Source organism: Pleurocapsa sp. PCC 7319 (assembly GCF_000332195.1).
In the GTDB taxonomy this organism is placed as follows: domain Bacteria; phylum Cyanobacteriota; class Cyanobacteriia; order Cyanobacteriales; family Xenococcaceae; genus Waterburya.
Window position 1 is genome coordinate 2064661 of record NZ_KB235922.1, and the last position, 15603, is coordinate 2080263.

10 protein-coding genes are annotated in these 15603 nt (G+C 38.9%); 2 read left to right on the forward strand and 8 right to left on the reverse strand.

Annotated features, from left to right (window positions below):
- Nucleotides 1-57 precede the first annotated feature (57 nt).
- Together PLEUR7319_RS0113225 and PLEUR7319_RS0113230 are read left to right on the forward strand one after the other, a co-directional pair.
- Nucleotides 58-1638 (forward strand): B12-binding domain-containing radical SAM protein, encoded by a 1581-nt coding sequence (locus PLEUR7319_RS0113225; RefSeq protein WP_019505711.1) that lies wholly within the window; start codon nucleotides 58-60, stop codon nucleotides 1636-1638.
- A gap of 225 nt (nucleotides 1639-1863) precedes the next feature.
- Nucleotides 1864-2292, forward strand: a complete 429-nt coding sequence (locus PLEUR7319_RS0113230; protein ID WP_019505712.1) for a hypothetical protein — start codon at nucleotides 1864-1866, stop codon at nucleotides 2290-2292.
- A gap of 612 nt (nucleotides 2293-2904) precedes the next feature.
- Here PLEUR7319_RS0113230 and PLEUR7319_RS0113235 read toward each other — a convergent pair.
- The 8 genes from PLEUR7319_RS0113235 to PLEUR7319_RS0113275 form a co-directional block, all read right to left on the reverse strand.
- Nucleotides 2905-4827 carry an SUMF1/EgtB/PvdO family nonheme iron enzyme gene (locus tag PLEUR7319_RS0113235; protein WP_019505713.1) on the reverse strand — a complete coding sequence of 641 codons (1923 nt, stop codon included), beginning with the start codon at nucleotides 4825-4827 and terminating at the stop codon, nucleotides 2905-2907.
- 448 nt (nucleotides 4828-5275) lie between these two features.
- The gene (locus PLEUR7319_RS38865; RefSeq protein WP_019505714.1) at nucleotides 5276-6856 is read right to left on the reverse strand and encodes an SUMF1/EgtB/PvdO family nonheme iron enzyme; all 1581 of its coding nucleotides are present in this window, start codon (nucleotides 6854-6856) and stop codon (nucleotides 5276-5278) included.
- Nucleotides 6857-7013: 157 nt separating this feature from the next.
- Nucleotides 7014-8162: a GDSL-type esterase/lipase family protein gene (locus tag PLEUR7319_RS38870; RefSeq protein WP_019505716.1), complete on the reverse strand. Its 1149-nt coding sequence runs from the start codon at nucleotides 8160-8162 to the stop codon at nucleotides 7014-7016.
- A 170-nt stretch (nucleotides 8163-8332) separates the two neighbouring features.
- Nucleotides 8333-9895: a hypothetical protein gene (locus tag PLEUR7319_RS0113255; RefSeq protein ID WP_019505717.1), complete on the reverse strand. Its 1563-nt coding sequence runs from the start codon at nucleotides 9893-9895 to the stop codon at nucleotides 8333-8335.
- Entirely contained in the window at nucleotides 9892-10887 is a 996-nt protein-coding gene (locus tag PLEUR7319_RS0113260) for a hypothetical protein (protein WP_019505718.1), read from the reverse strand. Before PLEUR7319_RS0113260 ends, PLEUR7319_RS0113255 begins: the two co-directional genes overlap by 4 nt.
- Before the next feature lie 56 nt (nucleotides 10888-10943).
- A complete protein-coding gene (locus PLEUR7319_RS0113265; RefSeq protein ID WP_063822248.1) occupies nucleotides 10944-13130 on the reverse strand; it encodes a hypothetical protein in 2187 nt (728 codons plus the stop codon).
- 48 nt (nucleotides 13131-13178) lie between these two features.
- A complete protein-coding gene (locus tag PLEUR7319_RS42005) occupies nucleotides 13179-14030 on the reverse strand; it encodes a hypothetical protein (protein WP_019505720.1) in 852 nt (283 codons plus the stop codon).
- A 73-nt stretch (nucleotides 14031-14103) separates the two neighbouring features.
- Nucleotides 14104-15600: a c-type cytochrome gene (locus tag PLEUR7319_RS0113275; RefSeq protein ID WP_019505721.1), complete on the reverse strand. Its 1497-nt coding sequence runs from the start codon at nucleotides 15598-15600 to the stop codon at nucleotides 14104-14106.
- Between the last annotated feature and the right edge of the window lie 3 nt (nucleotides 15601-15603).

Sequence of the window (15603 nt, forward strand, 5' to 3'; positions counted from 1 at the left end):
CTGTCTTACCTAAAAACTGAAATGATATTACTTGGTGTGTGAGGGTTTATAGATACAATGCGAGCTTTACTAATTTATCCAGTCTTTCCTCAAACCTTTTGGTCTTATGACAAAATTCTAGAACTAGTTGACCGCAAAGTACTACTACCACCTTTGGGGATGCTTACTGTGGCGGCAATCTTACCTCAAGATTGGGAATTTAAACTGGTTGACCGCAACATTAGGGACGTTACCGAAGCAGAATGGGGGTGGGCAGAATTAGTGATCTTTTCTGCCATGATTGTGCAAAAACAAGATTTATTAGAGCAAATCAAAGAAGCAAAAAGACGGAATAAATTAGTTGCCGTGGGTGGTCCTTATTCTACTTCTTTACCAGATGAACCAAAGGGTGCGGGAGCAGACTTTTTAATCTTAGATGAAGGCGAAATTACCCTTCCGATGTTTGTTGAAGCGATCGCGCAAGGAAAAACTAGTGGTATTTTTCGTACTACAGAAAAGCCTGATGTCACTATAACACCTATCCCTCGCTACGATTTATTAGAATTGGATGCCTATGATTCTATGTCGGTTCAATTTTCTCGGGGATGTCCTTTTCAGTGTGAATTCTGCGATATTATTGTCCTTTATGGTCGTAAACCTCGCACCAAAAAACCATTACAACTTCTCCAAGAATTAGATTATCTTTATGAATTGGGTTGGCGAAGATCAATCTTTATGGTGGATGATAACTTTATCGGCAATAAACGCAACGTTAAATTGCTGCTGAAAGAATTAAAAACTTGGCAAGAAGAACATCAATATCCCTTTGATTTTAATACTGAGGCTTCTGTAGATTTAGCTGCCGATCCCGAACTAATGGAATTAATGGTGCAGTGTAATTTTAACGCCGTCTTTTTAGGCATCGAAACCCCAGACGAATCTAGTTTGCAACTAACTAAAAAGTTCCAAAATACCCGTAGTTCTCTAGCCGATACTGTAGATAAAATGATTCAGGCAGGATTACGTCCTATGGCAGGATTTATCATTGGCTTTGACGGTGAGAAAAAAGGTGCAGGTCAGAGAATTATTGATTTTGTAGAGGAAGCAGCTATCCCCACAGCGATGTTCGGGATGTTGCAAGCTCTACCCTTAACTGCTTTGTGGGAACGTTTGGAAAAAGAAAATCGTTTACGAGACAGCACCAGAAAAGATATCAATCAAACTACCTTGATGAACTTTATTCCCACTCGTCCCATTGAAGACATTGCTCAGGAATACATCGAAGCATTTTGGACACTATATGAACCCAAAAGGTATTTAGATCGTGTATATCGTTGTTTCCTTAAATTGGGCGTTCCCAAGCATGAATCCTCCTTTACAATGCCCAATTGGGTAGATATCAGAGCTTTAGGCATCGTCATCTGGCGACAGGGTTTTAAACGTAGTACTCGTTGGCAGTTTTGGCATCATCTATTTGGTATTTTGCGCCATAATCCTGGGGTTTGGGAACATTACCTAACTATGTGCGCTCACAACGAACATTTTTTAGAATATCGCCAAATTGTGCGAGATGAAATTGAAGCCCAGTTAGCAGAATTCCAAGCACAGGAAAAACAATTGCAACAAGTTCCTTCTGAAAAGATAGATGCGATTGCGTAGCCTGGACAGAGCCCAATCGCTTAGCCCGAAAGTAGTTCAATCGCCTATTTTGAAACGAATCCAATGCAATAATCAAAACAGAGAATTAGCTAAGACAACACTCACGCACAGTCTTAAAAGTTAGATTCGATTTTTAGGGAAGTATTGCCATAGAGAAAACAAAAAGCTAGCTTAGACTCTGCTACCCTTGGTTTTGTTTCCAGAGCATAATAGGCGATCGCCCTAATGAATATTTTTCTTGACCTGCTTGCCAAATTTGAATCAGATTTTAAAGCAAAAAATCATTCTAAAGAATATAGTTTTAAAAAGATCTTTAAGGATGTAACTTATAAAAAAATATCTATCAAACAAAATCATCTGTGGTTATTAAGTTACGATCTAGGAATGTTTTCTTATAAGCAATTAATCAGCTTATTATATTTAAAAAATATTATTGATTATAAAGGAACTATCGATATAACTCTTGATGCTAATTCAGTTGAAAATTTTGAGCTTCCAGAAAAAGAATTATATGAAAATAGTTCTAGATTCCATGTGGAATATAAATTTTATCTACCCTACAAAATTCAACATAACCAAGATGAATTTAAGATGATAAGAGAAATTTGCTACATTGAAATTGTTAGTATGAAATCAATTACAAAAGATATTTAATTGACTTTCTCTTCATCTACAAGCTAATCACCTAACAGAAGTATCCAAAAGTATAGACATATGGTCATTATTCATTTGCCACTTTTCATGACATGGCAATTCAAATTTAAAGACTCCAAACTTAGGCAAATTTTCATTAAAATGTGGTTTGAGCTATTTTCAGGCGATCGCCATTTTGCATAATCAGTTAAAATTTACCACTTCTAGCAAACCACCTCACAACCGCAGCAATAATAATAAAAGCTATTTGTCGCCCCTTTTTTATTTTATGACTTTAGTCCTTAAGACGGATTTTATCTTTTAGAGCATAACCGAATCATAATAATCCTTAAAAACCAAACTTTTCTACTGGGGGAACTTTCCCCCATATGCGAAGCGGTATCCTTTAGGAGACCCCCTGTTGGGGAAGTGACGGCTTCCCCAAGCCCCTTCGTAACTGAAGTTCAGTCAAGATATCTATTTTGCTAGTTAATTTTTACTTGAAATGATGGGTTTGATTCGCATAAGACGTAGTTTGGTTACTTTGATCAAAAAAATAAAAAAAGCTCGCTTCGCTCGCTTAAAAGGAAAAAGAAAAAAGTGCATAGGGCAAGAGTGAAAGAGAGCAAAGGGCTATGTAGTCCTGGGGACGACACACACAACACGGAAACCGATATTGTCGTCACGGTTATCGCGCGTAGTGTAGTTGCGGTACGCACAACGGCAGAGGCCAGGATAGAAGGACCATGAACCACCGCGTATTACTTTTGTACCACTGCATGACAACCATGCAGCACCATCCTGAGGTACGCCATTATAATTTTCGTTCCAATCATCAGCACACCATTCCCAAACATTACCATGCATATCATACAAACCAAAAGCATTGGGTGGAAAACTTTGTATCGAAGTAGTTTTTCCTCGAAATTTTCCTTTTGGCTCATTGGCAAAATTCCCTGGATAAACTTTGCCCTTATACTCCCAATCGGTTCCTCGATAATTCGCTAAGTCTGTAGTGATAGTTGCGCCAAAATAAAACGGCGTATCCGTTCCTGCGCGACAAGCATATTCCCACTCTGCTTCACTAGGTAAACGATAATCTCGATCAGTTTCATTGGATAAACGAGCGCAAAATTCTACTGCATCATCCCAAGACACTTGTTCTACAGGTAAATTGTCATCTTTAAAGTGAGATGGGTTTGATTCTAAATCTCGCAATACTTTATCCATCTCAGCAACAACTCGCCATTGAGCTTGAGTGACGGGATATCTTCCCATCAGGAGACTTGGGATATTAGCCTTGTGTCGAGGTCTTTCCCTCTTATAGCCTTCCCAATTATATTTTTTACACAGTCTAGCTATTTCCTCGTCATCTGTTCCCATCAGAAACTCTCCCCCAGATATAGAAACCATTTCCAAGGTGACGCCATTACCTAAATCTTCCCTAAAAACATCTGCTTCTTTCTTAATTCTGCTGTTTTCTATTCCTCTATCATCAACTGTAGTAACCTCGAAGGTAATTGTTTTAGTTCGGATTTGGATTTCTGCTTGTTCCAGAATAGCTTTAGAAATTTCCTCTACTTCTAAATCACTTAATTTAAGGCTTGTCTGCAAATCTTTTAGTTGCTGCTCAAGTTGCTCATTAAAGGGGTAATATCCCTGTTCAATAGTTTGTCGTAATACAGTTTGATAATCTTTTTTTGCTTGCTCGATTTTCCCTAATTCTGCTTCCAAAATATTATTGGCTTCTGATTCTGATATTCCTTGCTCCTTAGCAAATGTGGCTAATTGAAACTTGGCAATAGGTGTTAAATTGCGGTCTGCTAAATACTCTTTGATTCGTTCTTGATATTCTTGAATAGAATTTGTGTTTGTTGTAATGGTCTTATTGTGAATAGGTTGATTATTGGTTAGAGTGATATTTTGAGGAACATTTATGGTCTTTTTGAGTAAAATTGGCTTGAGATGTTCTGATAAAGTTGCTTGAGATTCAACCTTTTCAAAATCAACAGGGATCATCTTGCGATTTGGATCGGAAGTACTGGACAACTCGAACAAAATAGCGCTACGACCGAATTTAAAGGCATCATCAATAGTTCTACCGTAGCCCAAACCATCGTAAAAACCAGTTGCAAAAAAAATTGCTAAATCATCTAATACTGTATGCCTCATCCCAATGACGTAATCGATGTGTCTCACAATCGATTTAGCTTGTATTTCTGCATAACAAGCGTTTAATAAAACACATTTGATACTAGGAAATAGAGAGAATAAATCAGCTAGAGCTTCTCCTGTAGCTGGTTTTGCTTCGCCCACTTCATTTTCTAATACTAAACCTGTATCTCCTTCTCCATGTCCAGAAAAATGAACAATATCTGGATTTTCTTCTAGTAAAGCACGGCGCAAATCTTGGGGACGCACTGCCCACCTTTGAACAAATTCAAACTTATCGGCTAATCTCGATCTTTTTAATCCTTCTTTTATTTCTCTCGCTTCTTTCCCTAAATTTAAGCGACTGGTTGACTGGGGATTGGATGCCAGAAAGAGAATCTTCATCTAGGAGAAGGTTATCTGAAGAGATACAGAAATATTCTAACTCGATTTGAGTGATTATACTTCGGTCACTACTATAACTTGAACATCAATAAATTCTGTAAGGTTGAATCTTCTCTGAACTCCGAACTCCGAATTCTAAACTCCGAACTCCGAACTCACATTTATTCCTTGTCTAATCCTGCCAAACCCCAACCTGCGATCGCTTTGGCGATCGCATCTCGACTAGCTTCTGCGCCAAATCCCCAAGCTAGGAGAGAAAAATAATCTCTAAAAGGGCGATCGCCAAAAGTTTCATTCTCGATATACTATTCACTAAAGCCAGCTCCAACTAACAACAGGAGAGCGATCGCCTATGGCGGTGAGCTTCGCTCAATCGCAAGACTGCAGTGGGCGGAACCCAATCGCCCGCTAAATAGAAAAGAAGTGCAGAGTGCAACAGGGTAAAAGACTATGTTGCTCTAAGAGCAACGCATGCAATACGAAAACCGATATTGTTGCTACGGAGGTCGCGGGGAAAGCTGAAGCGAACCGCTGAACGGCAGACATGAGGCTCGTTGAGCCATGAACCACCGCGTATTATTTTATGGTTACTAGTTTTTAATGACCAAGCACTGCCGTCGTGAGGTGCGCCATCATAATTTTTGTGCCAATCATCAGCACACCATTCCCAGAGATTCCCATGCATATCGTATAGACCAAAAGCATTCGGTGGAAATATTCCTACTTCTGTGGTTTCTTTTCGATATTCTCCTTTAGGTTCCTTAGCAAAATTCCCTGAATAAACTTTATCCCCATAATCCCAATCGCTTCCTCGATAATTCGCCAAGTTCGTTGTGATTGTTGCCCCAAAATAAAACGGGGTATTAGTTCCGGCGCGACAAGTGTATTCCCACTCTGCTTCACTAGGTAAACGATAATCTAGACCAGTTCTATTGGATAAACGAGCGCAAAATTCCACTGCATCATTCCAACACACTTTTTCCACAGGTAAATTGTCATCTTGAAAGTGAGAAGGTTTTGGTTCTAAATCCCGCGATACTTTATTCATACTGGCAACAACTTGCCATTGGCTTTGAGTGACGGGGTATCGTCCCATTAAGAAACTAGGAATATTAACCTTGTGTTGTGGTCTTTCACAGTGAAACCATTCTATATCATGAATTTTGCAGAGTCTTGCTATTTCCTCATCATCTGTTCCCATCAGAAACTCTCCCCCAGGAATAGAAACCATTTCTAAGGTGACACCTTTACCTAAATCTTCGCTAAAAACTTCCGCTTCTTTGGTGATTCTGCCTGATAGATAGTTCTGTATGCGATCGCGATATAGTTGAATATAATTTTTGCTTGATGTTTGAGGGGAATTTGCCATCTTCACTTCGTTAGAGAACGAAATATGCGGATTAAAATTGACTAATTTTTTCAGCAAAATTGGTTTCAGGTTCTCTGGTAAAGTTGATTTGTTCTCAGTATTGGTAAAGTCAACTGGAATCATTTGGCGAGTCTTATTAGAAAAACTCGAAAGTTCCCACAAAATAGCGTTACAACCTAATTCAAAGGCATCCTCAATATTTCTGCCATATCCCAACCCATCATAAAAACCAGTAGTAAAGGAGATCGCCGCATCATCTAAAATAGTATTCTTCATGCCAATTACATAATCAACATGTTGCACAATGGCTTGAGCTTGAACTTCTGTATAACAAGCATTGAGCAACACACACTTGATACAGGGGAATTGTATGAATAAACCGACTAATGCTTCTCCTGTTGCTGGTTTAGGTTGTCCTGCCTTATCGACCAAAACTAGACCGGCACTTCCTTTTCCATGTCCCGAAAAGTGAACAATGTCTGGATTTTCTTCTAGTAAAGCCCGACGTAAATCTCTGGGACGTACTGCCCACCGTTGGATAAATTTAAACTTGTCCGCTAATTTAGATCTTTTTAATCCTTCTTCTATTTCTTCTGCTTCTTCCTCTAAACTCAACTGACTGGTTGACAGAGGATTTGAGGATAGAAAAAGAATTTTCATCTAAGAGAATATTATTTGAAGCAATACAGAAGTATTTTAACCTGATTCAAGTGATTATTCTTTATCCAGTCCTGCCAAACCCCAACCCTCGATCGCCAAAGCGATCGCCTCTCGACTAGCCTCTGCAACAAATACCCAAACCAAAAACTCAGTAAACCTATACAGGATAAGCATAATAGGCAATGCCTTCAAAATCGTATGAGGGATTATTGTCGACAAAAACCCTCTCGTCTATATTTTCAGTAAAATAGTGTGTGCCGAGAGTTGGATTATAGAAACGATAGATGGGAATTGTTCCCTCTACTTCAGTTTGATAGGCATTGAATTGACTATCTTCAAAAACATAGCGATCTATATTATCGCGTACGAAATCTTTTTCTGTTGGAGAAATGGTATAAAAATATGTTCCAGTATCTTGATTACGAAAACGAAATACTTCTTCTCCTCCTGTTAACGGGTCTACTGAAATGTGAGATGCACCCTCAAAATTGTAATTAGTTGGTTCGTTTAGCAGTGATTCATATTCTAAGGGATCGGCAGTGTAAAGAGGTACACCTGATATGGGATCGACAAAGCGAAATACAGTAGAACCCATCTGAGCGTTTTCATCAGTAGCAGTCCCCTCACTGTCTAGGGAATCAGAGGCAGTAGTAGTTGAAGAAGTACTACCAAATATCTCATCAAAGCTCGCTAGCCATTGATCAGCAAATTTATTTTCGCCCCTGCTATTAGGGTGTACAGAATCATATGTATCATCGCGCAGGTTAAATCCAGAAGATTGATCTACAACAACAATAGGTGAATCAACTTGGCTTTTTTCTGCTGCCAAAATAGAAATCTGTTGGTTTAATTTTTCCCGCTCATCATCATTTCTTCTGGCTGGAATAATTTGTGCGAGAAAAATAACTATGTTAGGATTATTGGCTCTAAAAACATCAATAACTTCTCCTAATTCATCGATCGTACTATCTGCTGATTGACCCTGGAGAATGTCATTAGTTCCCAGATGAATAAAAGCTACATCAGGTTGAGCTGAGGCGACCCAACCATCTAGCTGATTTAAGATCTCGTCAGTTCTCCAACCCCAATGACCTTCATGATCTAGATCAAAATCGGGATTTGGGTTGGAGCCGCCTTGATTTTCTTGTAAGCTACCAACAAAATCGATATTGTTAAAACCTGCTTCGTTTAATTTTTGCCATAGAGGGCGGCGATAGCTATCATGTTCAGTATTTGCTTGGGTTATCGAATCCCCAAGGAGCATAACCCTGATGTCAGATAATGTTTCTGAGTTGTTATTGTCCATTTAGAATAATTGCTATCTATTCAATAACAGTAGCAAGATTATCAAAAATCAAGATGAGATGATTTAAATGTTTATTTTTCCCATTTGAATCTTGAATATAGTGATTATTGCTTTTAATGGTGCATAAAACTCAATTTTATTGAAATTTTGTAATGTTTGGATCCTAATTATTATTCCTTATCTAATCCTGCCAAACCCCAACCCTCGATCGCTTTGGCGATCGCCTCTCGACTAGCTTCCGCACCAAATCCCCAAGCTAAGAGCGAAAAATAATCTCTAAAAGGGCGATCGCCAAAAGTTTCATTATCGATATACAATTCACTAAAGCCAGCTCCCACTAACAACAAGAGGGCGATCGCGTAACTTGACCAAGCAAATATTTTTAAATTTAGATTGGCTTTCTGTAAACTCTTCTGGATATTGAAACTGATTCCAGTCGGCGCATCCCCAATAACTGGTTGCTCAGTAGTCATTGCCAAACTCTTTTCAGATGCCACTCCTCTGCCTCTCGGTATGGCTTCATTGATTTCTTGAGCCATATTTTTAAGCTCTGCCGCTAGATTTCCCATATCGTCATCTAGGGTTAAATTAGCAAATTGTTGTTTCCAGCTATCAATTTGAGGTTGCCATTCATCAGCCTCATCAGGAAGTACCTGAGCTAACTCCTGCCATAAATTTTCAACTTGTTCCAATTGGGTTTGCAGTTGATGATAAGTATTGATTTGTGAGGCAATTTGATTCAAATTTATTCTTAACTGATCAATATCATCTAAGTCAGGAGCATTTTCTACTTCTTTAGCAATTTTATAGCTTATTTGCTGTTTAAAAGGTTGATGCGGATTAATGTCAGCAACTTTCTGTTCGAGTTCAGTTGCGTACTCTAATTGCGGTAGTAACAGAGTTTTGCCTTTATTCCATTTTTGCCAAATAATTTTAGCAGAAGTTAATGCCGATTCAGCGTCTTGCCAACGTTCTTCTTGGACGGCAGATCGAACATTATTCAACTGATATTCAATTTGGTTTTTAAATCCTCTAGACTGGTCAAATTGAGGATCTTTTTGCATCCAGATGCGAAGTCGTCCGACTCGTACCAAGATTTCATCCCTTGGTCTGCCTTGAGAGCGATACCAGGACAATCCTGTTCCAATTCCCGTTCCCAGTACAATGCATAATAAGGGCAACCACCAGTTACTTTTGATTTTGGTAGTTATGGGCAGTAAAATTTCTTGAGGAATATTCTCTCCCTGCGGTTGATACCGTAGTACAATTTCTCCCGAAAACTCTCCCATACTAGAGCTTTGCTGTAAATCGAATTCCAGAGGAAGTTGATACTCAAATTGGGAATTTTGAGCAATATTTTGCTTTGCTTTTTGAGCAATGACCGGAAAAATTTCCAATTCATCTGTTCGATATAAATCCCGAAAGCTAATCTGTAAATCTTGAGGATTTAGTGGTTTATTGGCAGTGATGGTCAGAGTTCGCTCAATTTTTTGTTGTCTAGTTCCAGCTATTTTCAGAGTCTTGGGATAAACCTGAAGCTGAATGCTTTCTTGTGCCTTAACTTCTAGAGGAGCAAATAATACTAATCCAACGATCAATATCAGCTGGCACCGGGCGATTACCCTTCGGGCTTGCACTCGAATGGGTGTATGCTTGGCGATTACTCTTCGGGTACCCTTGGCGATCGCGACAGACAACAAGCCATTATAAATTCGAGTATATCTAGGGGTCATTTGCTAGACACGACCTCTCTTGCTACTGCTGGCTTAAAGAAACTAGCAATTTCTTTGACTACTCGATCGCTTTCCCAATAACTACCATGAGCTTTCCCCCCTTGTAATAAAGCGACAACGGTTTGTCTCAAAGGTATGGAGATAATATCTAATAGTTTACGGTCGTGACTCAATAAATCTTCAAAGTCTATATATTGTTCATCTTGATCGACTAAGCTACTCATTAATTCATCGAGGGGATAGGCGATCGGATCTCCGGGATGGATATAATTTCTCCAAGGTAGTTTTTTCTGACCTCGCCTTTCATAGAGACTTTTCAGCAACTCTTTTAATCTTGGAGTAATGTCGTGAGTACTGGGAACAGTAGAGGCTAATTCTTCACTATCATCAGCATCTGAACTGACGTTAGTTAAGCTAAAAATTGCCACAGGCGAACCCATAGTATGCAGACTCGCTAAAGGCATACCTTGCAAAGGATTTTTATCGTTTCCAGCCAAACCAAAGATAGCGTCACGAATTGCCATTACATCTTTGTGTCCTGGTGCATCAGGATTGTTCCAGCGACCGGCAAACAGCACGTCAAAAAGAATCACTGTTCCCCAACTATGAGTAACTAAGTGAAGACAGTCTCCAGGTTGAGGATCTTGAATTCGGGCGATCGCATCTTCTTTTAGTCTTTTTACAACTTTATAGCCAAGGTGACGACTAATGTAGAGAGCAGCATCGCCAGCAAATTGAAGTAGTTGTTGTTCCCGGAAATCTCTAAACCACATATCTTTCCAAAGAGGAGATGCTTGTAATTGTTTCCGTAGCCTATTCTCTGCATTAAGATTGGCATCTCCCCAGTACAGTGGGATGTAAACAATATTACTTGTTCTATCTTGACCTAATTCTTGATTTAAACCTTTAATTAGGCTTTCGGCAAATTTTGGTGTTTCTCTTTCATCGCGAGTATTTACACCGTGGACAAATAAGATGTAGTCAGTAGCCATAGTTAGTTGTTAGTTGTTAGTCGTTAGTTGTTAGCTGAGTACTCAGACAAAATTAATTACATATTCCATTTATCCCTCCAAAGGATTTTAATTTTTTCGATTTGTTCTTTGTTTTTAATTGCCTTCCATCCATGTTTAATGGCATCTTTTTCTTTTTGGGTTAACTTCCAAGAAAGAGGTGGTCGATATTCACCTTGTTCGTTATAAAATTTGTCAGCTACTTCTGGAGGAAATTCTTCTTTAGAAGGAAAGTAAATAGGAAAGTATCGAATATCTATTTCTTGTTCTTGGCAAGCTTGGCTTACCTCTTGCCATTGTTCCAAAAGGTCTACTTCAGTACAGTTACGAGCATTGAGAATGGGATCTCGCACTTTGAATAGGGTTAATAATGGACCGAGGGTTGCCAGAAATAAGCCTTGATTCTTTTGAGCTTTTTGGTTGTTTTCAGCTTCTTGGCTATCTTCAGCTCGAGTTGTCGGAGAACTTTTGGGAAAAGCATTAATTTGCAATATTAGAACTCTTTTGATTTTGTTTTCTTGGGAGTCTTTTTTAAACAAATCTAGAAGCCATTCTAATGCTGTCACAAAACCAGAATTGTCGAAATAACCACCATCAGCTATATGATAATTTTTTTGAATATTTTCACTATCTCGGCAAATGGGAGATACATAGGGAAAGGTCGCAGAAAGCCTGGCAGCAGTAGCAACATTAATATCGTAGCCAGGATAAAGACTATGAAAATCAAAGAATTTTTTCTTCCTAGACTCACCAAAATCCATGGGAGTAATCAGCAAACGAAAACCATTTTCAACTAAAGTTGAATTAAATACAGGGATAGGAAGTTTGCCTTCAATGATTTTTTGCCGCCAATTGGCTAAAGTTGTATTGGGTTCTTTCATTTCACCTTGCCAGTCTGTTTCTAAAGCAGTACCTCGATCAAGTAATCTAGGAGCGAGAATGGGTAAGGCAATAATGCGCCACAAGTCAGGATAGGCTAAACCCCAACCTACAGCATCTAAACTATCTGCCGTCGCACCATCGAAGATAGGTTTTAATTGGTCATCTGGTGGAAACCCTTTATCCGTAAAGCGATCAAGATAATACATACTTCCTACTGAGCCACCAGAAACAGAACTAATTAAGTTAATTGCTTTCGGGAATGATATTCCTAAAAGATCTTTCGCCTGTAAACCAGTTAAAACTTGAGTTGTCCATCCAGCAGCCTGAATTCCACCACCACTAGCACAAACGATAACTAAAGTTTGTTTGTCCAAACGTTGTTGGATTATATTATTAAAGTCTTTTGCTCGTTCTAATTGTTGGGGATTTTCTTTAACTTTTTCAATATGGAAAAAGTGATCGACATTGATTAGCCAATACATCAATCCAGCAATTACTAACCAAAACAAGAAAACAGAAACCCGCGAGTAATCGAAAAAAAAGGTGAGATTTCCTAAAAACAATGTTGCTATGGAAATTAACAACATTACGTATAAGAGTGCAGCTACTTCATTTTTTTGTTTTGAAGGGACTGATTTTGGTCTATAAAGGACAAAAATGACCACATATATGCCCAGAAGAACGACAAAGAAAACCAAAGCATTAAAATTAGCAGTAGTTAAATTACCAGTTACAGGATCGATATAACCTGCGGTAGAGTGATTCGCCAGTAAGGAAATGACTTTCACTAAAAAGTTATTTAGTCCAGATAATAGCTTGACTAAAACTGGATTAGAAGCATTGTCGATCGAGAGATAGTGTCTTGTTAGCTTGAAGATGAATAAAAAGATACCACTCAATGAAACCCCCAAAAACAATCCTGGCCATCTTTTATTGCCAATTTCTTCTTTTGATAAATCAGTAATAGCCAGAACAGTAGGTAAAGCTAAAGCGATCGCCAATCCGTAGTACCATGACGGAGAAATTGTTATTAGTGAGAGAACAGAAAAACGAGCTTCTGCATTATCAATAATGATTGCCGAAACGAAAATTACAGACATTCCTGCAATAATTGCCCCCAAAATTGTAAAAGCAATTTGCCAGATACCACGCAGAACAAAAAGATTCTTGAGCATTGCTGGGAAGAGAAACTCAGCGATCGCAGGGAGAGCGATAAGCAGTATACCCATAAGCAGAGGTATACGCAGGAAAAAGGCATATTGCCACAAGTTATTGGGAACTAAAAGCCATCCAGTGACAACTACTATTACGATCGCCAGCCACAAAAAGAAATTATTTTTCATGAAACCAAGTTTTGAAAGTATAAGCTTTAAACATTTTTCTCAGTTTGTTTAAAACTCTAGAGTGAAGTTTGATACTCGCTTGTCTCCTATATAAACCTGGGCAAGATAAAAGCCAGGAGCAATTTCTCGCATTTCTTCCTTAACTTTTTTAAAAATGAGAGAAGTTTGAGAATAATCTAAGATAATGGCTTCCCCTTCGCAGAACCGACCATTGCCTTTATAGATCTCGCCTTTGAAAGCTCTGATTTCAAAAGGAGGAAGTATATTGAGAAAGAACTTTTCTTCGCGAACAAAATATTTTCCCTCCCAAAAAAACAACTTACTCAGCAGTGCCAATATTTTTGCTAAGATAGTCCCCGCAGCAATAATAGCGATACCTTTACTCTTGCCGTTAGGGATTTCCCCTACTGAACCCTGTTTGTAAAGTTCATCTATTTCCGCTTGAGACATATTTAGTAGATCGAGTGGTTTAGGGATTGTAGTTGCTAAGTTTTGATCTTCTTGTTGGAGACTTGTTGATTTCTTGAGTGTCAGAATCAAAAGAATTATCTCGATAATACCAATGCTGAAATCTCCGATTCCCAGAGTTATGAACCCCTTAGGCATAAAGGCAGTCAATACACCAACAAAGAAGGTTGTGGCAGGAATTATGCGAGCAGCAACTAATAGCCAGGAATTGACTATATAATCCTCAGGCTCATCTGCAGCAGGTATGTAGAAGCAACTGAGAAAAACTAACAGAACTGAGTAATTAAATAACCAAACAGAAGAATCGAGAGAACCTAATTGTAACCAAGTAACTAATTGATTGGGAATTACAAAAGCTAAAATCGCAAAAGTAAAATTAGCCAAAATACCAAACCAAACAATGCGCTTAAACCAAACAGCATACGTATTCATGATTTATTTTTGTAGTTGTAATTTGTTTTGATTAAAAGCTAAAAGCTAATGGCTAATAGCTAATAGCTAATTGTCAAAGTTGCTTCATGTATTCCACCAGAGCATCTTTATCTTTAGCTGGTAAGTCAGTACCATACAAATGACCGCTATTACTATTACCTGGTAGGGTGGTATCTAACTTGAAGTACTGTTTGCCATTTTCCTCGGGGATATTGGAAACGAAACCAACGTTGTCGCGATCAAATACGTCATAACCACGATAGAATGCCTTGGGTCGCTTGGCTGGAGGTTCTAATAAGTCTCTTAAGGTTGGCACTGAACCATTGTGTAAGTATGGTGCGCGCAACCATACGCCATCAAGAGGCATATTGGCATAGCCATTTGTTTTTTGGAAGTGCTTAAACTGCTGGTCTACTCCTTGATAACTAATTCCCGCAAATAGCGTTTTTTGGTTCTGGGCTAGTTCTTCTGTATAGGAGTCAAGACGACCTGGATCTGTACCGATTTCTGTAATAGGTATTACTGTGCCGACCTTGGAACCATCAAAAGCATGACAGCTAGCACAGTTATTAGCATAGATTTTTTTTCCAGCAGCAGCTAATTCTGGATTAATTGCATAGGGATAGGTTGGTGCGGGTAGTTCCCAAAGCCAATCCGCAACTCGATGAATGGCACCAAAATCAATCGTAGTCGGGGTGACTAAGGCTAAAGCAGCACTATTGTTTCGTTCGTTGACAGAGGTATTATTTCCATCCCAGTGCAATTGCATTCCCTCACGAGGTTTTTGTTGCCAGACGCTAGGAAAATCTGCAATACCATTCAGTTCTTCTTGGGGTATCTCGTCAGCAGGGGTATTAAACTGACGGGTTTTATACGAGCTAAAAGTATCCACTCGCCCAGGACCATAGGCTGACTGTCGATCTAAAAAAGCAAATTTACTTCTTTGAGTAATTAGAGCATCTCTGGTTTGAGGAATAGCAAAATAGCGATAAATCAACTTTTCCAGAGGATTCAGATTTGCACCCATAGCCTCGATCGCCGGCATCATTTTATCCGCAGTAAACCGCTCATCGATCGCCACATTTGAAAGAAAACGGATATATCCCTCTAAATTAACGGTATTAGAAGGCATAGCGGTAATAATCTGCGGTTCACTATCTGGAGTATCTCTAAGTGAACCTGCATGACAAGTTGCACAGTTTTGTGCCACGCGATCAAAGCCTATTTTAGCTTGAGAAAAACCAATAGGAAGGTCATGTTCTGGTTCTTGAATAAAGCCTAGTGAAGTGTACCCCTCTCCAGGCAATTTATCTGTAAAAACAACTGGTAGTGCCTTCCAAACCCAATAGGGAATACCATTAGCAGCTTCTCCCCCAATCGAACCATATTTGTAATGGTCGTTAATATCTGCATACTTAGTTGTACCGTTACCAAACAATAATGGTGAAACTAAGTAGATTACGATCGCGACCAAAATAGCCACAATAATCCCGAAAATTTTCCACCATATTTGCTTAAAATTAGATTCCTGATTTGTTGTTAAATTAGATTCCTGACTTTCTGTAGTCACTGC